The following is a 26,482-nucleotide window of genomic DNA, read 5'->3' as shown; positions in this document are numbered from 1 at the left end:
AAAACGGTTAGGTGGCGGCTTCCGCAAAAAGATCGAGCGTTTCCGCGGCTGCCGTCCGCCAGGCGAATTTGCGGCATTGCGCCTGGCCGCGCTCCCGCAGCTCTTGCCGCAGCGAAGCTTCCCGTATCAAGCTGGCCATGGCGCGGCTCAGCGCCAGGGTGTCATGGGGATCGACCAAGAGCGCAGCATCTCCTGCGACTTCCGGAAGCGACGAGGAGTTGCCGGTAATCACCGGCGTCCCACACGCCATGGCTTCCAACACCGGCAGTCCGAAGCCTTCATACATCGACGGGTAAACGAACAACTCGGCCAGGTTGTACAGAGCCACGAGATCCTCATCCGTCACGTATCCGAAATACTTGACGTGTTCGGCAAGCTGCAGCTCGGTCACCCATTGTTCCAGCTCGTGGTGCTCGAACAGGTTCAAGCCACACAGCACGAGCCGGTGCGGGATCTTCCCTGCCCGTTGCAACTGGGCAAAGGCCTGCAACAGGCGCTTGACGTTGCGCCGGTGATGCAGAGACCCGACATAAAGAATGAAGGGCAGGGCAAGCCCGAGGCGCGCGCCGGCTGCAACGAGATCCTCCGCCGGCAGCTCGCGAAAGATCGGATCAACTCCTTCGTAGATGACTTTCACCTTGCGAGGTGAAACGCCGGTCAGGGTGAGAATGTCTTTGCGGGTCGCTTCTGAAACTGCGATGATACGGCTGGCAAAACGCGCGGAGTAGCGCACGATAGTGGCAAAGCGCCAGCGCTCGAGCCGCGTCGTCCACTGGGGATAACGCGTGTAGATCATATCATGAATCGTGACCACCGCGTGCGCGGGATTGCAGACCGGCGTGCTGTAACTTGGGACGAAAAACAGATCCATGTGTGCGCGCTTTTGCTCGATCGGCATGAGAACCTGTTTCCACAACCAGGGATGGCCGGTGAGAATCTTGGTACGCAACGTCGCGGCACGCTGCGGCACCGGAATGGGCCGGTCGGTGTAAAGAGTAAAGACAAAATCCGGCCGCAAGTCGGGAAAGTGCTGGAGCAGATTCAACAGATAGCGGCCCACGCCGGTGGTGACGTTGGCCAGGTCGCGGGCGTCAATGGCGATTTGCATGTTTCGCGCGGGAGCAAGAACAGTGTCTTGGTTCAGATTCCGATCACCAATTCATTCCGAGGCGCCGGGCAGACTGCGTTGCGGGCCTCCGGAGGTGGTGGCCGCCTCGCGCTGCAGGAGCTTGTGAAAGCCGCTGAGCACGCCCAGGATAAAGAAAAAGAAAACCGCCGTGACCGGCGTGTACAGTGAAGCCTCGGTCAATCCCATAAAGAGCCAGAGGCTCACCACCCCGGCATACCCCAACAACAGAAACCGGTAGCGATGCTGGGCCGTGTGGCGCAGCATCGCAGCGATGCCGGCATAGATGCTGATCAGAAGGATCACCAACGCGAGGAATCCAACCAGCCCGGTCTCCGCCAGAGTTTGCAGATAGATATTGTGCACATAAAGATTCTCGCCGCCCAGGGCGCGAATGATCGGAAAGTTGGGTGTCAAGGCATTCAGCACGAGAAAGTTGTCGAATCCGATTCCCAGCAGCGGGTTAGCCAGAAACAGATTCCACGCCGATTGCCACAAGAGGACGCGAAAAGCGATGCTGCCGACACTGACATTGGCGCTTTGAATATCGGTCGCGATGCGGGCCTTGAGCATGGCATTGAAGGCGTCGGTGGCGACAAACACAAAGGCCAGCAGCACCGTCACGCCGACGCCGATGCCGCCGGCAAGCAGATACCGCTTTGGAATCCTGGAAAAGAAGGCACTGAGCAGTATCAGAAAAAGGAAGGCGAGCCAGGCGGCGCGAGTCAGCGTGAGAAACAGCGCCACCAGCAGGGTGATCAGTGCAACAACGAGAAATCCCCGCAATCGGCGAAACGGCGGACTAAAAAAGGCGCCGGCAGCCAGAGCGAATCCCTGAACAAAGTAGTGGCCAGAGTACGTCGGGGTCTCGACAAACAGGCTGGTGGCGCGCACTCCGTAGCTGAGGTGGTGGAAAATGGCGTAGAGTGCATTGAGCGCCAGCACCACGATCAGAATCAGGGTTAAATAATGCAGGCTGCGGAAAGAAGAGAGAGTGAAATGGGTCAGGGCGAAGACCATGACCCCCAGCACGAGATTCAGCCCGAAAAGGCGATAGCCGTTGAATGCCGGCTTCCCCCAAAACAGGGAGGCCAGAATCACGCCGAGAAAGAGAAGCAACTCCCGGGTGAAAAGGCGCTCGCGCCATTGCGTGAAGCCCTCGACAAAAGAACGCATGAGCGCCAGGCTGAGCACCAGCACGAAAGCGCCGATCACCGCCCAGAGTCCGAGATAGTTGTAAAGCAACTCAACGGCGAAAACGAAAAGCAGAAGCAGCAGGCATTCCAGGAAATTGGGGATCACCAGGACGAAACCCAGCGCAATGAGAGCCAGTGCGGCAATCGCGTGAAGAAGTAAGGGCTCGCCGGCGAACGCGGACAGCGCACCGAGGATGAGGTTGAACCCCGTGAAAATCAGAATGGCTGCTCTTTCATGCGGCAGCCATTGCCACCACCGGGTCGTCATCGGGAAGTCCTGTGCTGTCGGCGGAATGAGAAGGCCCGGGTCAGTGCCAGCAATTTGTCATGTTGCTCGGCATCGCGCTGCTTGAGGTTTTCCAGATACTCGCGATAGAAAACATAAAGCAGACAGAAGATCAGGCTGACCGCGACGATTCCCAGCACGATGAAAGCGCGTTTCGGTTTGTATTTATAGGTGGGCGGGATGGCGCGATCAATGACTTTGAGAACTGGAATCGTCTTGTCCTCTTGAATCTTGGCCTGCTCGTAGAGAGGTACCAGCATTTCATACAGCCGGTTTTGCACCTCGGTTTCCCGCAGCGCACGAAAATATTGCAGGGCGAGTGCCGGAATTTTCCGAATCGGCAGGAGAACTTCATACCCGTTCTGGACCTGGGTGTTTTCGGCATAGAACTTTTCGTACTCGTGTTGCATCGCAGACAGTCGGGTATTGAGCTTGCTCAGCGAGACGTTGCTCGGCAGGGCATTCTTCGCGAGGATGTTGCGCTCCATCTCCAGGGCCAGGATGTCAGCCTTGAGTTGGGCCGCCGCTTCGATAGTGGCTTTCGATTGCGCGGAAATCTCGATCGCGCCGTATTTTTCCTGAAACGCGCGCAGGGAATCCTCGGCGGCCTGCAAATCCTGCTGGTTCTGTGCCACCCTTTTCTCCAGGAAGATGCGGTTGTTGCGCGCCTTCTTGGTGTTGAGCTCGATGATGCGCGCTTCCAGCAGACTCAGAAAATCGTTGGCCATGTCTGCAGCGCGCTGCGGGCTCTTATCAATCACGCTGAGCGACACGGAACTGATGGTCGAAACGCCAATGCCGACTTGATACTCCGGCGCGGTCACGACGTTGGCATCCAGTTCTTTGAGCGTATGTTCGAGATATTTTTCCTCATACACCTTCATGAGGTCATATTTCGCGATGATTTGCTCGCGCAGCTCCCGGCTCTTGAGAATGGCCAAACAGGCCTCTCCGGAAATGTCGCTGGCGCCCAGCACATCAAAGGAGAAGTTTTGAATGAGCGCACTCAGGCCCGAGCTTTGTGAGGGCGGCAAAAAAGTGGCCGTCGCCCGGTAGTACTTCGGCAGCACCAAACTGAGGGTGACACCCAGGGCCAGAGCAATCAGGAAATTCGTCAAGATAACTTTGCGCCATTTGACCAAAATCAGAAGGTAATCGAGCAGGCCGGCTTCCCGGTTGTTTTGTTCGTTCATGTTCCGCATCACTTGTTCAGACTCTGAATGACGGCAAAGGAGACAATCAACGAGGCGGCTGAGCTAAAAATCTGAAAAATATCCTTGAGATTCTCCTTGCTCGTGCCGGCGACAACGACACGATCACCACGCTCGACGATGACATCCTTGCCCCGCTCTTCCATGCCCGTGCTCGCCCGGATGACCTTGATCTTGTCCGCACTGCCGGATTCACTCGTGCGACCGGCATTGTTGGCATACTCAATCGCCTTGACGTTGGGAAAATAGGCTTGCGGACCGGGCCGCAAGACATATCCTTCCACAAAGACTTCATCCTGGATGAGCACCAGACTGATCCGGTCTCCGCTCTTCAGCTCGATCCCGGCAATGCCATTTCCGGAAGCCAGCAGGTCATGGGAAAGCAAACGGTTTTCGCGCACGATCCTGATGTTGCGCAGGTCCGCGCGACGGCTCAAGGCCCGATTGGTCTGCAGAAAGGAGAGCAGGGTCTCACCCGGACGAATGGGATGAACGCCATTCGATTCCAAATCGCTTTCAACGATGACATAGTCATGCGAGGGATCGATGGGCACCACACAGATCATGTCCCCGCTCTGCAGCGGGAGGTTGTCAGCAAAAGATCCGGTGGCATAGAATCGCTGCAAATCGAGGACGGCGGTGGACTGGTCGGCATGCCGCACTTCGACCCGGCGCATGTCTGCCCACTCGACCGGGCCGCCGGCAAGCTCGATGATGTCCGAGACGCGATCCTGCTCCTGCGCAAAATAGGTTCCGGGCTTTGCGACCTGGCCGGTCACGTACACGCGGAAGCGGCGCAACTGCACCAGATCCAGCGTAAATGTCACATTTCGATAGCTGCTTGCCACGGCAGTCTTGAGGCGGTCGCGAGCCTCGGCAAGGGTCTTGCCAGCGATTTCGATGACGCCGATCGTCGGAATGGATATTGTTCCTTCCGGCAATACCGGAATCGTGTAGCCGGCCTCAAGATCTCCCCAGAGCGCCAGGTGCAGGGCATCACCGGGACCAAGCACGTATGCCTGCGCATCGACCGGCTGTGACAACAAGGGCTGATCGTAGGCGCTGACGAGATTCTTGCCTTGTCTGATGTCATCGGACAACCGGTCCCGGTACTGAATGCTGCGCAGCCTGTCCTTCAGGATCTGTTCATCTTCCGACTGGCGCGCGCGGGAAGAGACAGCCTCTTCGCTCTGACCGAACGCCGCACGCATGGGCAACTGCAGGATGGCGACGAGGATCAGCGTGATCAGTCGCGCCCTGCCGAAGCGGCGCCTCCTGAGTGGAACGAGCACAGGCGGAAACTCGTGACGCCTCAGGAGTGTGTGCTGCAAACGAATCATTGGTTTCACCTTTGTCGATTGTTGTCGCATAATACGCGATTTCACGAAACATTCGCAAGCGAAAATAACGGCGGGCGGGCTCGCGCCGGACAAGAAGCGGGATCTGAGGCCACGAATTCGTCGAGATCGCTGCGACGCAGCCGTCCGGTCCGAGGCTGGTGGCGTACGCAGTCGAACCAATCCAGGCGCAGTTGGCCCGTGGCCGGTGTCAGCTTCGGCTCGCCATGAGATCCGCGTAAACACGCTGCAGGGTCGCGGTCGAGGCTTTCCAATTATATCGACGCAACACTGCCTGCCGGCCATTCTCACCATAAGGCTCGTTGCTGGTGACGAGGCGCTGCATCGCTTCCGCAAAACTTTCAGCAGAATCGGAGGCAAACACTTCGCCGCATCGGCATTCCCGCACGATGCGCGCCAGTGGCTTGGCGTCTGAGACCACGACCGGCTTGCCCAGGGCCATGTAGTCGAACAGTTTGTTGGGCAGCGTGTGGTCAATGTAGGGATTGGCAGGCTGCGGCACGATGCACACAGCAGCGGCCGCGATGTAGGAGGGAAAGCGGGTGTGCTCAACCCAACCCGTGACCTCCACCATCTGCTGAAGGTTTCTGGCCGCGATCATCTGCCTAAGCTCGGCCTCATAGGGCCCGCCGCCGACGATGACGAGCCGTACGCCCGCAAGCTGCGAGGCGAGTCGCGCCATCGCCTCGACCGGCGCTGCCAGACCGCGCTCATGGCCGACCATGCCGGTGTAGACAATGGCAAAGTGCTGCTGGTAGCGTGCGACAATTTCAGGATCAACCGGCTGGGCCAGCAGATGGTCGACGTCCGCGGTGTTGTGCAAAACCGCGATACGCTCGGCCGGCGCCCCCATCATTTGCGCATAATCGGCCGCTTCCTCGGCAACCACGATCACCCGATCCGCGCGCCGCATACACCAGCGATCAAGCATCTCCGCCGCGCGGGCATTGCGTACGACACGATTGAACAGACCGCGCAGTTTCCAGCTTCGCAGGGCATAAGGATAAGGCTCATACATGTCGTAAATCACCGGCAGCCCGAAGCGATCACCTGCGATAATCGCCAGAGGCGCCATTGTCAAGTTCACCGCCTGAATGAGATCGAAGCGGTGGGCGGCGACAAAGCGCAGAAACTGCTTGATCCAGACTGGATTCCAGAAGATCGGCAGCGTGGCCAGCCGGCTGAAACTTCGAGTGTGCTGCGCCGCGTGCCGGACTCGCTGGATGTGCACGCCCTCGCGTGTTTCCCGCTCCGGCCGTTCGGGAACGCGATGGTCGCAAAACAGGAAGACCTCGTGCTCCTGTTCGCGCAGAAAACGCATGGTGCGGGCCAGCCGCGGCTCCGGGGGAAAGTCGCCCTGAAACAGTAGACAGATTCGCATGGTAGCGATCAAGGACTCACAAAGTCTGCCGGTCGTTCCGGCGCCGCGCCAAACGCGTACAAGATCGCGTTGCGGATGCGTTCGGCCGCCCGGCCATCGCCATAGGGATTCGCGTGCTGCGTTGAGGCGCGATAATAGGCCGGTTCATCCAGCAATCGCCGGGCTTCGGCCAGAATGCCGGCGACCGTACTACCCACCAATTTGAGATTGCCGTGCACCAACCCCTCCGGGCGTTCAGTGGTTTCCCGCATAACCAACACGGGTTTACCGAGCGTCGGCGCCTCTTCCTGCACCCCGCCGGAATCGGTGAGAATGAAATAGCAACGACTCAGCAAGTTGATGAAGGTACGGTAGTCGAGCGGCGGGATAAGATGAATGCGTGGATGCCCGCCCAGGCGGTGGTTGAAGGCCTGCTGCACGTTGGGATTCAAGTGCACGGGAAACACAAACTGCAAATCTGGATAGAGGGCGGCAAGCTGCAGAATTGCTTCGGCAATCTGCGCGAACGCCTGGCCCCAGTTCTCGCGGCGATGCGCAGTGATCACGATCAGGCGCTGCGCCGGTGTGACCAGGTGTGTCAGGCCGACCGGCGCAAAATCGAAATTCTCGCGGCGAATGGCGAGTACGGCATCGACCGCGGTGTTGCCGGTTACGAAAATGTTATCCGCCGCGATGCCTTCGCGCAGCAGGTTGTCACGCGCGGCGGTGGTCGGTGCAAAATGCAGGTCCGCGAGAACCGAGGTGAGACGGCGGTTGAGTTCCTCGGGAAAAGGACTGTATTTGCGATGCGTGCGCAGGCCGGCCTCGACATGCGCCGTCTTGATCTTTTTGTAGAATCCTGCCAGCGCCCCCAGAAAAGTGGAGGTCGTATCGCCCTGCACCAGGATGAGATCGGGCTGGTACTGCTCGAGCACCGGTTCCAAGCGCTGAATCGTCTTTTGCGTCGTCAAGAAAAGGCTCTGATTGTCTTCCATGATATCCAGGTCGATATCCGGCGTGATCGCAAAGACTTTCAGCATTTGATCGAGCATGGCCCGATGTTGCGCCGTGACTGTAACGGTGCAGCGGAACCGCGCCGGATCGGACTTTAGGGTTGCGATGACTGGCGCAAGTTTGATGGTTTCCGGTCGGGTGCCGAAGATCGCCATGACGTGAAGAGAACTCAACAAAGAGGCTCCAAGTAATCCAATCAAGGTTGGGAGTCAGGTCGCCAGTAGGTGAGGACCGACATCTCTCAGAAGAAGCGGCGGACGTGCCTCACGGCTCCTGCCCGAGCACATACCATCGAAAGGCCGCCCAGCTCGCGCGTCGCCGTTTGTGGGGATCCCGGCCGTTCGCGCAAGGGTGCAATGCTGGCAGCCATGCCGCCACGCACCAAATTCCGCTGCGCAGCAATGCGCCGAGCGCCAGCACCAACCGGGCGCTGGCCTGCAGGAGTCTTCCGTGATACTTGCTGTAGAACCGAAACCGGCTCTGGTGAAGCTGCACGAACATGCGGGGCGAAATGGGATCACTGCTCTGGCCGCCATAGTGCACGATCTGCGCCGCCGGTGTGAAGTAGACGAGCCATCCGGCTTGTTTCGCGCGATAACACCAATCCATTTCCTCGCCATAAAAGTAGAAGGCTTCGTCCAAGCCGCCGATCGCATCATACACTGCGCGGCGAACCAGGAGAAAGGCGCCTTTCACATAACCGACTTCCGCTGCGCGGTCATAGCTGAAGTAGGTCAGATGCATTCGCCCGAAAACGCGGCTACGTGGAAACAGCTTTTCCAACAACAGCGCTTCAAAGAGAAAATCCTGCCATCTCGGGAAACTCTCGCATGAGGGTTGGAGGCTGCCATCAGGGTTGAGAAGTTTGCAGCCCACGATACCGGCTTCGGGATGGGCTTCGAGAAACGCAATGCTGTGCTGCAGAGCGTTGGGTTTGATCTCGGTATCCGAATTCAACAAGAGCAGGTAACGGCCGTTCGCGACCTGCAGACCTTGATTAACAGCTTTGGCAAAGCCGACATTGTCGCGGTTTTGGATCAGCCGCACCTGCGGAAAGTCTGCGCGCGTCATTCTGACGCTGTCGTCGCCGGAGGCGTTGTCAATGACAATGATCTCCAGATCGAGACGACCGCGGAGCTGCAAAATCGAGGTCAGACATTGCCGCAAGAGTTCGCGCGTGTTGTGGTTGGCAATGATGATCGACAGCGTCACGGTATCAGCCATTTCGTCCAAAATGCAGGTGGGGCCGCCGGGCCGGCAATTCGATACGCTACTTCAAAACGCTGCAGCCCATGAAATCGCGCAGCACTTCGGGCACCAAGATGGTGCCCTCTTCGGTTTGATAATTCTCCATGATGCCGATGATGGTGCGCGGCAGCGCCAGACCCGAGGCGTTGAGCGTGTGCACGAATTGTGGCTTGGCGCCCGCCTCCGGCCGGAAGCGAATGTTGGCCCGCCGTGCCTGAAAGTCCTCGAAGTTCGAGCAGGACGAAACCTCCAGCCACTGCCTGCCTCCAGGCGCCCAGACTTCGAGATCGTAGCACTTCGCGGCGGCAAAGCTCATGTCGCCGCTGCACAGCAACAACACCCGATACGGCAGGCCGAGCAGTTGCAGGACTTCCTCGGCGTTCTGCAGCAGTTTCTCGTGTTCCTCGTAGCTCGTTTCCGGCCGCACAAACTTCACCATCTCCACCTTGTCAAATTGGTGCAAGCGCATCAGGCCTTTGGTATCCTTGCCGTAGGCGCCAGCCTCGCGGCGGAAGCAGGGCGTGTACGCGGTGTAGTAAATCGGCAGGCTTTCGCCCGGCAACAACTCGCCGGCGAGCAGATTGGTCACCGGCACTTCGGCGGTGGGAATCAGGAACAGGTCATCCGCTTCGATGCGGTACATGTCGTCTTCCAACTTCGGCAATTGGCCGGTGCCGAACATGGCCTGGCGGTTGACCGCAAACGGCGGCAGCACTTCGGTGTAGCCGTGCTTTTCGACATGCAGGTCGAGCATGAAATTGATCAGCGCGCGCGCCAGCTTGGCGCCCTTGCCGTGGAAATTGACCCAAAAAGATCCGGAGACCTTAGCACCGCCGGCAAAGTCGATCAAACGCAGCGACTCATTCAACGCCCAATGCGGCTTGGCTTCGAAATCGAATTTCGGCAGCTCGCCCCATTGCCGCACAACGACGTTGTCGGCGGGGCTGTTGCCTTCCGGCACGCTGGCATGCGGCAAATTGGGAATGCGAATTTGCAGTTGGTAGAGTTTGTCCTCCACCTGCTTGAGGTCCGCGTCCAGCGCTTTGATTTGCTCGGAAACCTGTTTCATTTCCGCCATTTGATCGGCGGCTTCCCGGCCCTGCTTTTTGGCCCGGCCGATTTCCTCCGAAACGCGATTGCGCCGCGCCTTCAACTCTTCACCGCGAATCAGGAACTGGCGGCGCTGTTCTTCGAGCCGGGGAAATTCCGAAAGATCAAGATTGACGTTTTTCTTGCGCACACCGGCTTCGACTACGGCGAAATGCTCGCGGATGAATTTGAGATCAAGCATGAATGTCGTCCTTCTTGCAATGGTTCGATACTGCCGGCCAGAGAAATCCACCGGCGCAGAACAGCGGCGAACGCATTCGCGGTGAATCCAACCCCGAAATCTGTGAAATTCGAAGGCCAAAAGTATCGAAGTATGGCTTCAAATGCAAGCTGTTCGTGCGGGCCGCAACGTTCGACGGCAGTGCCTGGTTTGCAGGAATTGGCGCTGACGGGGCAATGACACCGGTTGCCGGTGCCGCTCGGCTGAGTTTGGGCCGCAAGCGGTGCTTGACCTTGTCGAGTAGAACCAACGACTTGAACCGTGCAAGCAACCTCGGGGTCCGGCTAAAAACTCCTTGACTTTTCGGGGAGAATAGTCTAAGTTTGCTGCCTGTTTGCCAAAAACGAGTCGTGCGGTAGCCGGATGAATCAGCAGAAAGTGAAAAGATGAAAAGAACCTATCAGCCTCATAATCGCAAGCGCAAAGCCAAACACGGCTTCCGCGAGCGCATGTCTACCAAAAATGGCCGGAACGTTCTCAAGCGCCGCCGCGCCAAAGGCAGAAAGCGCCTCACCGTCAGTGACGAATGAAGCGCGGCGCCGGCATGGCCTTCCCAAAGCAGAAATTCTGCGCGGGACCAAACGATTTCAGGAGTTGTTTGAAACGGGCCGGCACCAGCGCGGACAGTTGGTGGACATGGTCTGGATGAAAGCCGGCCGCCGGCAGGTGGCATTCGCCACCAGCAGGCGGGTGAAGCGTGCGGTGCAGCGCAATGCGATCAAGCGCCGCCTGCGCGAAGCCTACCGCCTCGAGCAGCACGCATTTGCTGCCGGCGCCGCCATCATCTTCATCGGACATGCGCGGATTTTGGAGGCTGACTTTGAGGCTGTGCGAGCCGGGATGCGCAAGCTGGCGCGCGTCCTTTCCGCCGCCGGCAATTGATGAACACATGGTCTTGCCCACCGTTCTTGAGCCGTTCCTGCAATGAAGACTATCCTGGTGTTGCTGATTCGCGTTTACCAACGTTGGCTTTCACCCGCTCTCCCGCCCTCTTGCCGTTTTTATCCGAGCTGCTCAGAGTACGCCTGCCAAGCCATCCTCAAGCATGGCGCGCTCAAGGGCGTTTACCTTGGTGCCCGGCGCATCCTGCGCTGCCACCCTTGGCACGCAGGCGGCTATGACCCCGTGCCCTAGACTTTTCCGCCTCAACCAATCCCTGCGGTTGTATCGATTATTATAAGTTAGGATGTAAAGATGCAATTCGACAAAAGAACACTGCTGGCTTCGCTACTGATCGTACTGGTTTTCGTTTTCATTCAAAGCAATTTCTACGAGCGGCTCTATGGCCGGTTGTTTGGCCGCGCTGTGCCGGCGGCTCCCGCCACCACCAAATCCGCAACGCCGGTCGATTCCACCGCGGCGCCCGCCTTCACGCCCGACGCCGGTGACACCCTGGTGAGCGCGCCCCCCAGCCGGGCCGACGATTGGCAAAAAGAAAAGCAACTCGAGCGTGCCGTTGTCGTGGAGACGCCTTTGTATCGTGGCGTGCTCTCGACCTTGGGCGGCACGATAAAGGAATGGCAATTCAAAAAGTATTCCTATCACAACGGCGCGCCCATCGTCATTGTCCAGCAAGGCTCGGACAACCTTGCGGTGATTTTGCCCGGCGAAACGGACAGTCTCAACACCAGCCAGTACAACTTCGATTGCAAGGACGCTGCAATTCAACTGCAAACGGGTGAAAAGCGTACTCTGGTGTTCGAGCGCGAGATCGCTCCGGGCCGACGCGTGCGCAAGACCTATGAATTCTCCGCTGACGATTACACCATCGGCCTGCGCCTCGAGCTTGAAAACGTGAATGATCTCGTGGCGGGCTACAATTACAGCCTGCGCTGGCAATCAGGACTGGCCACGACAGAACCTAGCCTGAAAACCGACATGACAGAAGCGCGCGCCTACACGTCCATCGGTGAGGACATTCTGGATTTGGACGTCGGCGACAAACCGCACAAAGAACTCAAAGAAGACGAACGCGACATCGCCTGGGCGGCCACGCGCACGAAGTATTTCACCTGCGCCCTCGTGCCCGGTTCACAACTGGCGCGCGGCGTCGTATTGTCCGGCAGCTCGACCTACGTGCCCAGCCAGGAGGCCCACCTCAAGAGTTATCAGATGGACTTGAAAATGCCGCTGACGCGGCAAAGCGCCACGGTGCACGATTTCAAAGTCTATCTCGGCCCGATTGATTACGACCGCCTCGAAGCCCTGGGCATTCAGCGGCTGATGAACCTGGGCTGGAGCATCATCCGGCCGTTCAGTTGGATGGTGCTGAAGTCGCTGCAGTGGATGCACAACTTTGTGCCGAACTATGGCATCGTCATCATCATCTTCGCGTTTCTGATCAAGATCATCCTGCATCCGCTCACCAAAAAGACCAATGAGTCGATGAAGCAGATGCAGGTCTTGCAGCCCAAGATGAAGGAACTGCAGGAAAAGTATTCGAAGGATGCGCAGCGCCTGAACGAAGAGATGATGAAGCTCTATCGTGAATACGGCGTCAATCCGTTGGGTGGCTGCCTGCCGCTGCTGCTGCAGATGCCTCTGCTCTTTGCGATGTTTACCGTGTTTGGCGCCACCATCGAGTTTCGCCAGGCGCCATTCGTGGGGTGGATTCAGGACCTGTCGGCACCGGACACGATTTTCCACCTGCCCTTCTCGCTGCCGCTGTACGGCAACCAGGTGGCGCTGCTGCCCCTGCTGATGGGCATCACCATGTTCATCCAGCAAAAGATGTCGATCACCGATCCCAAGCAAAAGGCGATGATCTACCTCATGCCGATCATGTTCACATTGATGTTCAACAATTTTCCCTCGGGTTTGAATCTTTACTACGCCCTGTTCAACGTGCTCAGCATTCTGCAGCAGAAATACATGACCAAGCCGCCGGAGAATCTCGAAGAACGCCGCAAGAAGATGAAGGAACTGGCACAGATGAAGCGGGGCGGCTTGCATGCGGCGCTCTCACGCAAGCGTTTGATGAAAAAGTAAGAAATCCGTTTGGCCTTTGCCGCTGCCGGCTCGCCGAGATCCCACATCGAATGCGAAGCGGATTCCGCTTCGTTTCGCTGTGGGATTTCAATTTGCAGCGCATCCCCCAAGCCCTGGCCGCGCGCCGGGCGGTTTCGATCTATGGCTGCTCCCGAACAAGACACCATTGCCGCCATTGCTACTGCCGCGGGACGCGGCAGCTTGGCCGGCCTGCGCCTCTCCGGTCCCGCCGCCTTTGCGTCCCTGAGCCGCCTTCTGCCGAAAGGCAAGAAGTTGGCGGCGTTCCTGCCGCGGCGCTCATCTCTCACCTGGCTGTGCGATCTCTCCGGCAATCGCCTCGATCAAGTCACGGTCGTGTGCTATCCCGCTCCGCATTCCTACACCGGTGAAGACGTTGTTGAAATATTCTGCCACGGCGGCAACCTGGCTCCGGCCCTGATCCTTGAACAACTGTGCGCCGCCGGCTGCCGCTTGGCGGAACCGGGCGAGTTCACCAAGCGCGCGGTGCTCAATCACAAGCTCGATCTGATTCAAGCGGAGTCCATCGCCGAAATCGTCGCCGCCGAGTCGCCGGCTTATTTGCAGAATGTGCTGTCGCATCTCGAAGGCGCATTCTCACGCCAGGTCAGTGAATTGCGGCAGCGGTTGCTGCACACCTGCGCGCTGCTCGAACTGGGTTTGGATTTCAGCGAGGAAGATGTCGAGTTCGCCGATCGCGCGCAATTGCACTCGGAATTGACACAGCTCGACGCCATGATCACCCGCTTGCTCACCGGTTTCGAGCGCGGCCAAGCCTTGAAGGAGGGCTGGAAGCTCGCCATCATCGGCAAGCCGAATGTCGGCAAATCGAGTCTCATGAATGCGCTGCTGCGGCATGATCGCGTCATCGTCAGTCCGATCCCCGGCACCACGCGCGACACGGTGGAGGAGAGAATCCGGCTGGGCGGGCATTTGTTTCGCCTCATCGACACGGCCGGCATTCGCCAGCACGGCGATGCCCTCGAACAGATCGGCATTGCGCGCTCGCGCCGGGCCGCGCAGGAGGCGGACCTCATCGTCTTTGTCACCGACGGCGCGGCCGCCGCCGATCATGAAGATGAAGCCATTGCCGCAGCCTGCCGCGCACGCGCCGCCACCGGCTCTTTATTAGGAATCCTACATATAAGCAATAAAGCGGATCTGCCCGACTCCCCGCGGGCATTTCAGTTCGAGGCTGACGACGCGGTGATGATCAAAACTTCGGCCATCACCGGCGCCGGCATCGAGGCGCTCGAAAACGCCCTGGTCCACTTGGTGGCGGAAAATGCCTCCGCGGACAAGAGCGGCGTGGGCTACGTCAATCTCCGCCAGCGGCTTTGTTTGGAGAAAGCGCGCACGGCGTTGCATGCCGCAGTGCAATCGCTGCACGACAATCTCTCCGCAGAATTTATCGCGGTGGATCTGCGCGAGGTGATTTACCAGTTGGGAGCCTTGATCGGAGAGGTGACCACCGAGGATATTTTGGGAGAGATCTTCGCGAATTTCTGTATTGGAAAATAGCCGCGCTCAACTCGCAGCGACGCGAACTGCAAAAGCAAATCGGCCCAAAGCTGTGAGCTTTTCAGGGATGCAAATCATCGTCCTACTGCCAGGCCGGTCAAGATCGCGGGGACATTTCCCAAAATCAGCCGCGCTGCCCGGCGGCGAGGCTGCACTCAGAAACGCAAACGCTTCATTGAAAAGTCGCTGCGAATTCCTTATCTTTGCACTCGCTTGCGCCGGCAAAACGCCGGCTGGGATAATTTCGAAGGTCGCTTTTTTCCAGGCACGTGTTTCGATTCACGAGTCTGAATGCATCTGAAATTCTCGCCGCCAACGCCGCCAACGCCGCCTCGTGCTCGACATTACCCGGCGGCGTGTGCAGCCCGGCGCGGGCAGCAGCATGGCGTTTCTCACTCAGAGGACGACCATCATGAGTTGGCCAAATCTTATCGCTGCACACACGCCACTGGAGTTTGCTGTCGCGGATGCTGTTGCGACACGCCTGTCTATGCCGGAACGTCTGACCCAAGACATTGACATCGTCATCTCAGTTGCAGAGGCGGAAGAGGCGCGCCGCAAACTCGCCGAGGCCGGATTCGAGCACAAAGGTGATTTGGCCATTGGTGGATCAACTTGGCGGGCGCCAGACGGCAATTTGGTGGCTGTTCTCGAAGGTTATGAATCATGGTGGCCGGAGGCCATTTCTGCCGCGCAGGCGAATCGTGACGCACTGGGATTGCCGATTTTGCCGCTCGCCTACCTTGTGTTGATGAGATTGCGTGCCGGCCGCTTGCAAGACTTGGCCGGTGCCTCGCGCATGCTGGGCCAGGCTGACGAAAATGCCATCGCAAGCGTAAGGGCGCTGTTCGATCGCGAGTCGCCGGAAGAACGAAACGATTTGGAGAGCATCATCCAACTCGAAAAACTGGAGTATCAATCACCGAAGTGAAGGGGAATTCCTGTCTCGGGAGAACGGATTTCGATGTCTGATTTGATTTATGACGTCATCGTCATCGGTGCCGGCCATGCCGGCATTGAAGCTGCACTTGCCGCCGCACGCATGGGCTGCCGCACGCTGCTCATGACCATGAATGTTTCGACCATCGGGCAGATGTCGTGCAATCCGGCCATCGGCGGTGTGGCCAAGGGCCAGCTCGTGCGCGAGCTGGATGCCATGGGCGGAGAGATGGGCTTGGCGATCGATGATGCCGGCATTCAATTCCGCATGCTGAATAAAGGCAAAGGGCCGGCGGTCTGGTCGCCGCGCGCACAGGCTGATCGCGTGCAGTATGCGGCCCGCGTGCGACTGGCGTGCGAGCGCCAGGAGCATCTCGATATTCGCCAGGACATGGCAACCGGCCTAGTAATTGAAAACGGCAAGGCCGTGGCGGTGGAAACCATGCTGGGCGGGAAGATCGCATGCCGCAATGCGGTGATCACTGCCGGCACGTTTCTCAACGGTGTCATTCACATCGGATTGAAGACCTACGAAGCGGGCCGCGCCGGCGAGTTTGCCGCCAAAGGTTTGACCGAATCTTTGCTCGCGCACGGGATTGAAACCGACCGCCTGAAAACAGGAACGCCGCCACGGCTGAACGGCCGCACGATCGACTATTCCAAAACCGAGATGCAACCCGGTGACGAGCCGCCCCCACCGTTTTCGTTTTGGCACGACAAACTTGCAGTCGAGCAGATGCCGTGCTATCTCACCTACACCAACGAAGCGACGCATGCCGCTTTGCGCTCGGGCCTGGATCGCTCGCCGATGTATACCGGCCGCATCAAGGGCGTGGGACCGAGGTATTGCCCTTCCATTGAAGACAAAATCACCCGCTTTGCGGACAAGCCCCGGCACCAAATTTTCCTGGAGCCTGAGGGTCGCAACACAACCGAAGTCTATATCAACGGCTTCTCGACCAGCCTGCCGGAGGAAGTTCAGACCGCGGCGATTCGCACCATTCCGGGACTAGAGCAAGTGCAAATCACCCGCATGGGCTATGCGGTCGAATACGACTTCTTTCAGCCGACGCAGCTTTATCCCTGGCTGGAATCCAAAAAGATCAGTCATCTCTTTTTTGCGGGACAAGTGAACGGCACTACCGGTTATGAAGAAGCGGCAGTGCAAGGCTTCATGGCTGGAGTGAATGCCGCGCTGAAGAGCAGGGGAGAAACGCCCTTCATACTCAGTCGCAGCGAAGCTTACATCGGCGTACTGATCGACGATCTGGTGACCAAGGGCACGATCGAACCATACCGCATGTTCACGAGCCGGGCGGAATACCGGCTGTTGCTCCGACAGGATAACGCTGATCTGCGCCTGTCGAAATATGGCCGGCGACTCGGGCTGCTGAGTGAAGCGCAATATCTCACGGTGGAGCGAAAACAGCAAGTCGTGACCGAGACCATGGCCGCGCTCAGAGAGATTCAGGTCGAACCGGCAGAAATCAATGATCGGTTGCGCGAACGGGGCACGACCCCGATTCAACAAAAAGAGAGCCTGCTCAAACTCCTTCGGCGCGCGGAGATCAGCTTGCCCGATCTGCGCGGCTTGGGCCGACTCGAGCTTTGGGAAAACTGGTTGGATTCCTTTTGGCAGAAAGTTGCGGAGCAGGTGGAAACCGAAGTCAAGTATGCCGGTTTTATCGATCGGCAGCGCGAGGCCATTGCGCGCTTTGAGAATTTGGAAGACAAACGGCTGCCGCACAATCTTGATTATAGCAAGTTGATTGCGCTTTCAACCGAAGCGCGGGAAAAACTGAATCGCATCAAGCCCACCTCATTTGGGCAGGCTGCGCGCATCTCTGGTGTTTCGCCGGCGGACATCACCGCGCTGCTGGTCTATGCCAAGAAGGGTTTCAAGCATGTTTCACGTGAAACACCGGCAGAGATCGAGATGATGGAAGAATGAAAATAGAGGCCGCGCCTTTGCCTGATTGGTCAATTGAGAACTATAGAAACATTTCGCGCCAACGGTGAGGTCGGCTGGGTTGACAGGATGAACAGGACTTGCGGAATTGTTGAATCGGCAAAAATCAAATCCTGTGAATCCTGAAAAGGATGTCGAAACGGCTTTGCCCGGAGTCGTTTCACCTGAAACGCTGTGGCAGTCTTCACAAAGCCACGACCCGTGATTCGAGGCTGGCTGGGTCGACAGGACGAACAGGATTTGTGGGATTGGGGAGTCGGCAAGAATCAGATCGTGTGAATCGTGAAAGTCCTGTCGCAACCTTTGGGCGGAATTGTTTCACGTGAAACGTCCGGCCGCCTTCTCCCAAGCGTCCGGCTTGAGGATGGCACGGGCTGAAACGAGGAGCAAGAATGGAGAGAAACAGCACTCAGATTGTCTCTTCCGTTCGATTCATTCAAACTGCTTTTCGTGTTGCGGCGCAAGGTAATCGAGACTAAACCTCGGAAACAATTTGAACGATCTTTTCTCTTCCTTGCCAGGCGGCTTTCCGCTCAGCGCCAACCAGTTCGCGCAGATTGAGCAATACCTCCGACTGTTGCTGGAATGGAACCCGCGCGCGAGCCTGGTTTCCAAGTCCGATGAAAACGAAGCGCGCTTGATCAAGCGCCATATCGTCGAATCGCTCGGGCTGGTTGGGACTGGCTTGATCTCTCAAAACGCGACCGTTCTCGATCTCGGCAGTGGTGGAGGATTTCCCGGCCTGCCGCTCAAAATTGCCCGGCCCGATCTCATGATCACTCTGCTCGATTCGCGGCGCATGAAGTTTCTATTTCTGCAGGAGGCCATTCGCACTTTGGCGCTGGAGAACGCTACCGCAGTCTGTGCGCGCGCCGACGCGCTTGGTGCCGAATTCCGTGCCCGGTTTGATTTTGTTGTCGTGCGCGCTGTCGCCAGCCTGGCAAAACTCTGGCAATGGTCGTTGCCGGTTCTGAAAAGCGGCGGCTGCCTGCTCGCGCAAAAGGGCGGAGAACTCGAAGCGGAGTTCAAAGAACTATCGGCGGCCTTCCCAGGTCTCGTGGTGAGCCAGTCAAGATACCCGGCGGAATGGGAAATCGACCCTTCCCGCTTTGTGGTGGTCATCAGAAAACAATGAGATTGACGCAGTCCCACCGCCGGCTTCACTGGCCGGAAATAAATGTGCCCGCATGGCGCACACAACATTGAGCAAGGAGAGGGAAGGAATATGAGCAGGCAGATTTTCGATGAGATCAAAGACCTGGTCACCGAGACACGCAACCCGCGCACGATGGACATTGATGCTAAAGATACGGCAGAGATTCTGCACCTTATCAATCAAGAAGACAGATTGATTCCGGAAATCGTGGCGCAGGAGATTCCCTATCTGACCCAGGCAGTCGAACTGGTCGTGGCGGCCTTCAAGAACGGTGGCCGGCTCTTCTACATTGGCGCCGGCACCAGCGGCCGGCTCGGCATTTTGGACGCTTCCGAATGCCCGCCGACCTACGGCACTGACCCGGAGATGATTCAGGGCATCATTGCCGGCGGATTCAAAGCGCTGGTGCGTTCGCAAGAAGGTGCTGAGGATATCCGCGAGAATGGCAAGGCGGACTTGCGCGAGGCGGGATTCAATCACAAAGACGTCGTGTTCGGCATTGCCGCCAGCCGCAGAACTCCTTATGTCCTCGGCGCGCTGGAGTATGCCCGGGAGCTCGGCGCCAAGACCATCTACCTGACCTGCAATCCGCGCGAAGAAATCACGATTCCGGTTGATGTCGCCCTCTGTCCCGTGGTCGGGCCGGAAGTGATCATGGGCTCGACGCGCATGAAGGCCGGCACTGCCACCAAGCTCGTGCTCAACATGGTGACCACCACCGCCATGATTCGCCTGGGAAAAGTCTACGGCAACATGATGGTCGACTTGCGCATGACTTCGAAGAAGCTGGAAGAGCGTTCCAAGCGCGTGGTGATGATGGTAGCCGGCACGACTTATGAAGAGGCCGCCGCGGTGCTCGAGCAGGCCGGCGGTCACGTGAAGACCGCCCTGGTGATGGTGCTGGCGAATGTCTCGGTCGAAGAAGCGCGCGTCCGGTTGGAAAAGGCCAACGGCTTCATTCGCGGCGCGATTGCATGACCGCCGGCGGAATGCCGCGGCAGCCGGCGGCGTCATGATGCGCGCGAAGAAAAATCAATTCGCGTGATGCGGCCGCGTTGCAACCAAGACCCGCCGCCGCGATCCAGGGGCAGGCGATATTTGCGCGTACTGACGAAACAACAGAAACAGCTTTGAACAGAATTCTCTGAAATAGTTCACTCGATGTCTTCCTCTGCACTCGAACAAATCAAAGCGCTCATCTCTTCATCCCAACCATTTGAAGAGATGATGACCAAGCTCACGGCCGGGAACCATCTCACCTTGCGCAACGTGGTGGGATCGCTGCCGGCGGTGTTGGTTGCGCTGCTGCAGAGGCAAAGTAACTCGCCGTTTCTCTGCGTGCTGCCGCATTCAGACCAGGCGGAATTGCTGCGGGACGAGCTGGCCGAGCTGTTGGCCACCGGCGAAGCGATCTACTTTCCTGCCACCAAAATGCTGCCGTGGGGCCATCCTGATCCGCAGCCGCTGTCACAGCAGATCGAAGCGATCGAACATCTCATTGAATACAACGGCAGGAGGGAGCTCGGCAAAGCGCGGCCGCCGGTGGTGCTCACTTCCGCCGCCGCCGTGCTGGAAACCCTGCTGTCCCCGCAGACCCTGCACACCAAGAAAATCGAATTGCGGCCGGGCGACGAGCTGCCCTTCGAGACACTGGTGTCGCAGTTGATCGATTTGGGTTTCCAACGCCAAGCCCTGGTCGAGCAACCCGGTGAGTTGGCGGTGCGCGGCGGCATCATTGATCTCTTTCCGTTGTCCCGTACACAGCCGGTGCGCATCGAGTTCTGGGGCGACCGCATCGAATCCCTGCGGGAATTCGATCCCACGACGCAGCGCTCGGAAAACGAAATTGCCAGAACGATTCTGCTGCCGCAGAATATCGTGGCGCTGGCCGGCAACGGCAGAGATACTGAGGATTCCTCAACATCTCGCCGCACCCCGCCGCACACGCTACTCAACTATCTGCCCGAAAACAGCGTGGTGTGTTTCTTCCAGCCGGCGCGGATTCTCGCGGCGCTCTCCGGCAATCAGGCCGGACCCAACAGCGAGGAGGAAGAGGATGAATGGCTCACCTCCGCAGCCGCCGAGGAAGGCGATGAACAGAGCTGGTCCGCGTTCGTGGCGCACTTTCAGCGCTTCCGCCACCTGACCTTCGGCCAGTCACATCACGGCAGCGAGGGCGAAGTCATTGATTGGCACGCCACGCCGCAGCCCGCGCTGCACGGCGATCTCAAAGCGCTGCGCCGCGCTCTCGCAGCGTTCACAGAAAGAAACGGTGCCAGCCCGCGGCCACGGATTTTCTTCGTTTGTGAATCGCCGACGCAGGCCGAGCGCATTGCCGAACTGCTGGGGGAAAGCGAGCTGGCGGACGTCGCGATCAATGTGCTCACCGGTCCGATCCACGGCGGCTTCAGCCTGCCGCAACTGCAGCTCATCGTCTACACCGATCACGAGTTCTACGGTCGCGTGCGCCGCCTGCGCAAACGCCGCAAGCAACGCGCGGGCCTCACCTTTCGCCAACTCAAGGCGCTCAAGCGCGGGGACTATGTGGTGCACGTCGATCACGGCATCGGCATCTATCACTGCCTCGAACACATCAAGATCGGCGTGCATGAGCAAGAATGCATCGTCATCCACTATCTGGACCGCGACAAGCTCTACGTGCCGCTGGACAAGATGGATCGCGTGCAGAAATACACCGCGCGGGAAGCTGCGGCGCCCAAGATTCACAAGCTCGGCTCGCCGGATTGGGAGAGGCTCAAGGCCCGCACCAAGAAACGCATCAAGGACATCGCCCGCGACCTCATCGAACTCTATGCGCAACGGCAGGCGCAAGAGGGCCACGCCTTCTCCACCGACACCATTTGGCAGCGCGATCTGGAGGCCTCCTTCGAATACGAAGACACTCCCGATCAAGCCACCGCAGTGGTGCAGGTGAAGGCCGACATGGAAAGCGAGCGGCCGATGGATCGTCTGGTCTGCGGCGACGTCGGCTACGGCAAAACCGAAGTCGCCATTCGCGCTGCTTTCAAGGCGGTGCAGGACAGTAAGCAGGTGGCGGTGCTGGTGCCGACCACCCTGCTCGCACAACAGCACTACAACACTTTTCGCAATCGCTTGCAGCGCTACCCGGTGGTCGTGGACGTTCTTTCCCGCTTCCGCTCCGCGGCAGAACAAAAGAAGACCGTCGAACGTCTTAAGCAGGGAGAAATCGACGTCATCATCGGCACGCATCGCCTGCTGTCCAAAGACGTCGCCTTCAAAGACCTGGGCCTGCTGGTCGTGGACGAGGAGCAGCGCTTCGGCGTGCGTCACAAGGAAATGCTCAAGAAGCTGCGCGTGAATGTCGACGTGCTCACCCTTTCCGCTACGCCCATACCGCGCACACTGCACATGGCGCTCACCGGCGTGCGCGACATGTCCAACATCAACACGCCGCCGCGCGACCGCCTGCCGATCCACACCGAAGTCGTGCAATTCAACCGCGACCTCGTGCGCCAGGCGATCATGCGCGAAATCCACCGCGGCGGCCAAGCGTTCTTCGTGCACAACCGGGTCAGCTCGATTCACCGCTTCGCCGGTTTGCTGCGCGCGTTGGTGCCGGAGGTGGAAATCGGCATCGCGCACGGCCAGATGCGCGAGCATGAGCTGGAAGAGGTGATGTTGAATTTCATTCAGCGGCGCTATCATGTGCTGGTGGCGACGATGATCATCGAATCCGGACTGGATTTGCCCAATGTCAACACCATGATCATCAACCGGGCGGACCGCTTCGGGCTGGCGCAGCTCTATCAACTGCGTGGCCGCGTCGGCCGCAGCCATCACAAGGCCTACTGCTATCTCTTGGTGCCGCCGATCAGCAGCCTGTCAAACGAGGCGATCAAACGTCTGGAGACAATCGAGGAGTTCACCGATCTCGGCAGCGGCTTTCAAATCGCGATGCGCGATCTGGAAATCCGCGGGGCCGGCAACCTGCTGGGCGCAGAGCAGAGCGGCATGATTGACGCCATCGGTTTCGACCTTTACACTCGCATTCTGGACGAGGCCGTGCGCGAGGCCCGCCACGAAGCCCAGCCCGGGCAAGTGGCTCCCTTTGTGGAAAGGGAACCGTGCCGCGTCGATCTGGAGGCCGACGCCTATCTGCCCGAGGACTATGTCGATCTGCCGGAGGAACGCGTCGCCATCTATCGCCGCCTGGCGGAAGCCACTGCCATGGAAGAAATCGAAGCGATTTCCGACGAGCTTGCCGACCGCTTTGGCAAGCTGCCCGCGGCTGCGCGCAATCTGCTCGGTCTGGCAAGTTTGAAAATCCTTGGAACAGCGTTGGGTTTGAAGAGTTTGCGAGTAGTGGCCAAAGAAAGCCGCGCCGTCTTTTCCAATGCCGCATACCCGGAGCCGGGCAAAGGTTTCAAGGAATGGATCGGCACGCTGCTCAACCGCGCGCCATACCCGATCGAATTCTTCGAGAACGGCGGCATCGGTTTTCGCATGACCGTGCCGCAGGGTCAGGCTGCCATGCCCATGACCGTCAAGTTGCTGCTCGGGATGCACCGTGAGTGGAAGTAACAAACGCAGCTCGGGATAAACCGGCGCAAGGAATGGCGACGCGGTCAATTGCCGCGTCCCGCCCTGTTGCAGGAGAGGCCCGGCTTCCTAGATATAAGTACTGCAATGGTTGTGAATCATCTTTGAAAGAAGAAAACGTGAAGCGAAGAACCTCAAGCCGGCTGGGCCTGGTTCTGCTGATGGCGGCGGCTTCCTTTCAGTTCGCCTGCTCCGGCAAAGAAAACCAGGCCGCGCCCGATTCCGCTGACGTGATCGTGCGCGTCGGAGACGCCACGCTCACGCTGCAGCAAATCGTGGCGGAGATCCCGCCGGCCATGCGCAGCAGCATCAGCAAAGACCAATTACATGGTTACATTTCCAACTGGATCACCACCCAGCTTCTCTATCAAGAAGCGAAACGTCAGGGTCTGGACAAGAAACCGGAAGTGCAGGCGCGGCTGCAGCACGTCGAGCGTGAACTGCTGGGCGAAGCCCTGATCGATCAGGAAATCGGCAACCGCGACTGGACGATCAGTGACAGTGAGATTCAACAATTCTATCGCGACAACGGCGAGAGCTTCAAACGCAGTGAGGCGGAAATTCAGCTCTGGCACATTGCCGTGCCGAGCCAGCAAACGGCGGACTCGCTGCGGCGGGTGTTGACCAGCGGCACCTTGTTCAGCCGGGTGGCGCAGGAGCGTGCGCAAGCGCAGGGCCGTCCCAACTCCTGGGAGATTCACTTGCCGGAATCGGAAGTACCGGAGGCCGCAAAAGAAATTCTCAAACTGCGGCCCGGTGCCCTGAGTGCGCCGGTGGCGCTGGACAATGCCTATCACGTCTTCTATGTCGTCGACCGCTTCCGGCCGGAAAGCCTGCGCCCGCTGGCGCAGGTGCGCGATGAAATCCAGGCGCTGCTCAAAGCGCGCAAGCAGGAAGAGCGCCATCGCGCCCTGCTCGCCGAGTTGACCAACAGCACCACCATCGAACAGAACTATCAACTACTCGAGGGCCTGGCGGTTGACTCTCTGATGTCCCCAACCCGCAACCCCAGGCCATAACGGAGGAGAACATGTTTCGCCGTGTGTCAACGGTTGTTCTTTTGCTTTTGCTGCTCGCCATCCAACACAGCCCAGCGCAGGAAGTGCTGGATCGCATCGTGGCGGTGGTGGATGACAAGATCATTCTGCAATCAGAGCTGAGCCAGTATGCCTACCAGCTCGCCATTCAACTCGGCCTTGATCCGCGCCGGGAACCGGCCAAATTTGCCGCGCTGCAAAAGAACGCCCTGGCGAGCCTGGTCGATCAGAAGGTCCTGCTCACCAAAGCCCAGGAAGACAGCGTGGTGGTGGACGAGCGCCAGGTTGACCAGTTGCTGGAAGACCGCATCAAAAACATCACGCAACAACTGGGCTCGGAAGAGAAGGTGGAGGAATACTTCGGCCAGCCCATGCGCAAAATCCGGCGCACCCTGCGCCGCGACATTTCCGAAGGCCTGTTGGTGCGCAACCTGCAACAACAGCGGTATCGGGACATCAAGATTTCGCGCCGCGAGGTGGAAAATTTCTACCAAACCATGAAGGACAGCCTGCCCGGCATCAAAGAGTCGGTCAAGCTCAGCCACATCCTGATGAACATCCAGGCCGGTGACGAGGCCGTGGCCGCCGCTCGAGAAAAAGCGGAAGGCCTGCTCAAGCGCATTCGCGCCGGCGAAAACTTTGCGCAGCTTGCCGGCCAGTATTCCGAAGACCCCGGCTCCTCCAAGCGCGGCGGCGAACTCGGTTTCATTCAGCGCGGTGATTTCGTGCGCGAATTCGAAGAGACCGCCTTTGCCTTGCAGCCCGGCGAAATCTCCGGGTTGGTGCAATCGCAATTCGGCTTCCACATCATTCAAATGATCGATCGCCGCGGCGAGAAGATCAATGTGCGGCACATTCTCATCCGCGTTGCCATGAGCACGGACGATGAGAGCCGAACGCGCGCCAAGCTGCAGTCCCTGCGCGAGGAACTGGCCGCCGGCAAGATCACTTTCGAAGAGGCCGCCAGACAATATTCGAATGATCTCACCACCAACGAAAAAGACGGCGACCTGGGCTGGTTCGAGATCGACCAACTGCAGGTTCCGGAATTCGCGCAAGTGTCCAAATCCCTCAAGCCCGGAGAGATTTCGGAACCGATCAAGACGCAGTTCGGCTATCACCTCGTGCGCCTGGATGCGCGCCGCGAACCGCGCCAGTTCAATCTGAAAGAGGACTGGGAGCAAATCCAGGACATGGCGCTCAACTACAAAGCCGAGCACGAATTCCGCAAGTGGGTGGAGGAGTACAAGAAAGAGTTGTACATCAAAATCACCGATGAGAGCTGAGACGAAAAAGCGAATGGCGCGCCACACCCAAGCGGATCCCGCCGCACCAGCGAGGGCTGCCGGCAAAGCAACATCCCCGCGGAACAAATTGCGCGGCCGGTTCCCGGCTGCCGCGCTCGTGCTGCTGGCGGCGAGCCTGTGCGCACCGGCGCTTCAGGCTCAGCCGCAGCTCAAGAGCGAATTCACGATTGCGCGCATCAAGTATCGTGGCGGCGGGGATTGGTATAGCGATCCCTCCATCATTCCGAACTTGCTCCGCTTCCTGGCGCAAAACACCACGATCATCACCGGCAAGGATGAACGCCAGGTCGAGCTGACCGATCACGAACTCTTCGCGTATCCAGTCGTTTACCTGACCGGTCACGGCCGGATTCAGTTTTCTCCGGAGGAAGCGCAGCAACTGCGGCTCTATCTGACCAGCGGCGGTTTTCTCTATGCCGACGATGACTATGGCATGGACAAATATTTCCGCGAAGAAATGGCCAAAGTCTTCCCGGAGAAGAAATGGGTCGAGCTGCCCTTCAGCCATCCGATTTATCATTGCCACTTCGAATTCTCCGGCGGCGTGCCGAAGACGCACGAGCATGACGGCGGCCCGCCCAAAGCCTTTGGCTTATTTCACGAAGGCCGCTTGATTGCCTACTACACCTGGAATACCAACATCTCCGACGGCTGGGCTGATCCCGAAGTGCACGGAGATCCGCCCGAGGTGCGTGAGCAGGCGCTGCGCATGGGCGCGAACATCGTGGTGTATGCGTTGCTGAATTGATGCGACCCAAGAGAACTGTATTGTTCAATCAGCTTCACTCTTGCATGGGCAATTTGGAGCAGACCCATCAAAAACAAATGAGTGCTCGT

Annotated in this window: 22 protein-coding genes; 14 read left to right on the top strand and 8 right to left on the bottom strand. The window is 58.6% G+C overall.

All coding sequences use genetic code 11. The features are described 5' to 3' along the window. Positions 1-7 precede the first annotated feature (7 nt). From L6R21_10640 to serS, 8 genes are all read right to left on the bottom strand, one after another. Complete coding sequence (locus L6R21_10640; protein ID MCK6559645.1) at positions 8-1,108, bottom strand: glycosyltransferase family 4 protein; 1,101 nt, start codon at positions 1,106-1,108, stop codon at positions 8-10. Between the two features lie 51 nt (positions 1,109-1,159). After that, positions 1,160-2,590: an O-antigen ligase family protein gene (locus L6R21_10635; protein ID MCK6559644.1), complete on the bottom strand. Its 1,431-nt coding sequence runs from the start codon at positions 2,588-2,590 to the stop codon at positions 1,160-1,162. Next, entirely contained in the window at positions 2,587-3,801 is a 1,215-nt protein-coding gene (locus L6R21_10630; protein MCK6559643.1) for a Wzz/FepE/Etk N-terminal domain-containing protein, read from the bottom strand. Before L6R21_10630 ends, L6R21_10635 begins: the two co-directional genes overlap by 4 nt. An 8-nt stretch (positions 3,802-3,809) precedes the next feature. After that, on the bottom strand, positions 3,810-5,252 hold the full coding sequence (locus tag L6R21_10625; protein ID MCK6559642.1) for a polysaccharide export protein: 1,443 nt from the start codon (positions 5,250-5,252) through the stop codon (positions 3,810-3,812). 115 nt (positions 5,253-5,367) lie between these two features. Beyond that, entirely contained in the window at positions 5,368-6,558 is a 1,191-nt protein-coding gene (locus tag L6R21_10620) for a glycosyltransferase family 4 protein (protein MCK6559641.1), read from the bottom strand. Positions 6,559-6,566: 8 nt separating this feature from the next. Then, entirely contained in the window at positions 6,567-7,706 is a 1,140-nt protein-coding gene (gene wecB, locus L6R21_10615; GenBank protein MCK6559640.1) for a UDP-N-acetylglucosamine 2-epimerase (non-hydrolyzing), read from the bottom strand. 109 nt (positions 7,707-7,815) lie between these two features. After that, positions 7,816-8,775: a glycosyltransferase family 2 protein gene (locus L6R21_10610; protein MCK6559639.1), complete on the bottom strand. Its 960-nt coding sequence runs from the start codon at positions 8,773-8,775 to the stop codon at positions 7,816-7,818. Positions 8,776-8,821: 46 nt separating this feature from the next. Then, entirely contained in the window at positions 8,822-10,090 is a 1,269-nt protein-coding gene (serS, locus tag L6R21_10605) for a serine--tRNA ligase (GenBank protein MCK6559638.1), read from the bottom strand. Between the two features lie 2 nt (positions 10,091-10,092). Between serS and L6R21_10600 the strand changes: the two genes are divergently transcribed. The 14 genes from L6R21_10600 to L6R21_10535 all read left to right on the top strand — a co-directional run bounded on the left by L6R21_10600 (position 10,093) and on the right by L6R21_10535 (position 26,393). Beyond that, complete coding sequence (locus L6R21_10600; protein MCK6559637.1) at positions 10,093-10,428, top strand: hypothetical protein; 336 nt, start codon at positions 10,093-10,095, stop codon at positions 10,426-10,428. Positions 10,429-10,515: 87 nt separating this feature from the next. After that, a complete protein-coding gene (gene rpmH, locus L6R21_10595) occupies positions 10,516-10,659 on the top strand; it encodes a 50S ribosomal protein L34 (GenBank protein MCK6559636.1) in 144 nt (47 codons plus the stop codon). A 64-nt stretch (positions 10,660-10,723) separates the two neighbouring features. Further along, positions 10,724-11,011 (top strand): ribonuclease P protein component, encoded by a 288-nt coding sequence (rnpA, locus tag L6R21_10590; protein MCK6559635.1) that lies wholly within the window; start codon positions 10,724-10,726, stop codon positions 11,009-11,011. A gap of 42 nt (positions 11,012-11,053) precedes the next feature. Next, a complete protein-coding gene (gene yidD, locus L6R21_10585) occupies positions 11,054-11,263 on the top strand; it encodes a membrane protein insertion efficiency factor YidD (GenBank protein ID MCK6559634.1) in 210 nt (69 codons plus the stop codon). Between the two features lie 60 nt (positions 11,264-11,323). Next, the gene (gene yidC, locus L6R21_10580) at positions 11,324-13,117 is read left to right on the top strand and encodes a membrane protein insertase YidC (GenBank protein ID MCK6559633.1); all 1,794 of its coding nucleotides are present in this window, start codon (positions 11,324-11,326) and stop codon (positions 13,115-13,117) included. 141 nt (positions 13,118-13,258) lie between these two features. Beyond that, the gene (gene mnmE / locus L6R21_10575) at positions 13,259-14,656 is read left to right on the top strand and encodes a tRNA uridine-5-carboxymethylaminomethyl(34) synthesis GTPase MnmE (GenBank protein MCK6559632.1); all 1,398 of its coding nucleotides are present in this window, start codon (positions 13,259-13,261) and stop codon (positions 14,654-14,656) included. Positions 14,657-15,146: 490 nt separating this feature from the next. Further along, the gene (locus L6R21_10570; protein ID MCK6559631.1) at positions 15,147-15,587 is read left to right on the top strand and encodes a hypothetical protein; all 441 of its coding nucleotides are present in this window, start codon (positions 15,147-15,149) and stop codon (positions 15,585-15,587) included. Between the two features lie 33 nt (positions 15,588-15,620). Beyond that, on the top strand, positions 15,621-17,546 hold the full coding sequence (mnmG, locus tag L6R21_10565; protein MCK6559630.1) for a tRNA uridine-5-carboxymethylaminomethyl(34) synthesis enzyme MnmG: 1,926 nt from the start codon (positions 15,621-15,623) through the stop codon (positions 17,544-17,546). A 511-nt stretch (positions 17,547-18,057) separates the two neighbouring features. Further along, positions 18,058-18,699, top strand: coding sequence for a 16S rRNA (guanine(527)-N(7))-methyltransferase RsmG (gene rsmG, locus L6R21_10560; GenBank protein MCK6559629.1), 642 nt, complete (start codon positions 18,058-18,060; stop codon positions 18,697-18,699). A 90-nt stretch (positions 18,700-18,789) separates the two neighbouring features. Further along, complete coding sequence (murQ, locus tag L6R21_10555) at positions 18,790-19,698, top strand: N-acetylmuramic acid 6-phosphate etherase (GenBank protein MCK6559628.1); 909 nt, start codon at positions 18,790-18,792, stop codon at positions 19,696-19,698. Between the two features lie 183 nt (positions 19,699-19,881). After that, positions 19,882-23,283, top strand: coding sequence for a transcription-repair coupling factor (gene mfd / locus L6R21_10550; protein MCK6559627.1), 3,402 nt, complete (start codon positions 19,882-19,884; stop codon positions 23,281-23,283). Between the two features lie 137 nt (positions 23,284-23,420). Further along, on the top strand, positions 23,421-24,320 hold the full coding sequence (locus L6R21_10545) for a peptidyl-prolyl cis-trans isomerase (protein ID MCK6559626.1): 900 nt from the start codon (positions 23,421-23,423) through the stop codon (positions 24,318-24,320). 11 nt (positions 24,321-24,331) lie between these two features. Next, entirely contained in the window at positions 24,332-25,624 is a 1,293-nt protein-coding gene (locus L6R21_10540) for a peptidylprolyl isomerase (GenBank protein ID MCK6559625.1), read from the top strand. Positions 25,625-25,637: 13 nt separating this feature from the next. After that, positions 25,638-26,393, top strand: coding sequence for a DUF4159 domain-containing protein (locus tag L6R21_10535; protein MCK6559624.1), 756 nt, complete (start codon positions 25,638-25,640; stop codon positions 26,391-26,393). The last annotated feature ends 89 nt before the right edge of the window (positions 26,394-26,482 follow it).

This window comes from bacterium (assembly GCA_023150945.1).
Lineage (GTDB): Bacteria > Zhuqueibacterota > Zhuqueibacteria > Zhuqueibacterales > Zhuqueibacteraceae > Coneutiohabitans.
Note: the sequence above shows the minus strand (reverse complement) of the source record. Positions and strands in the feature narration are given on the sequence as shown.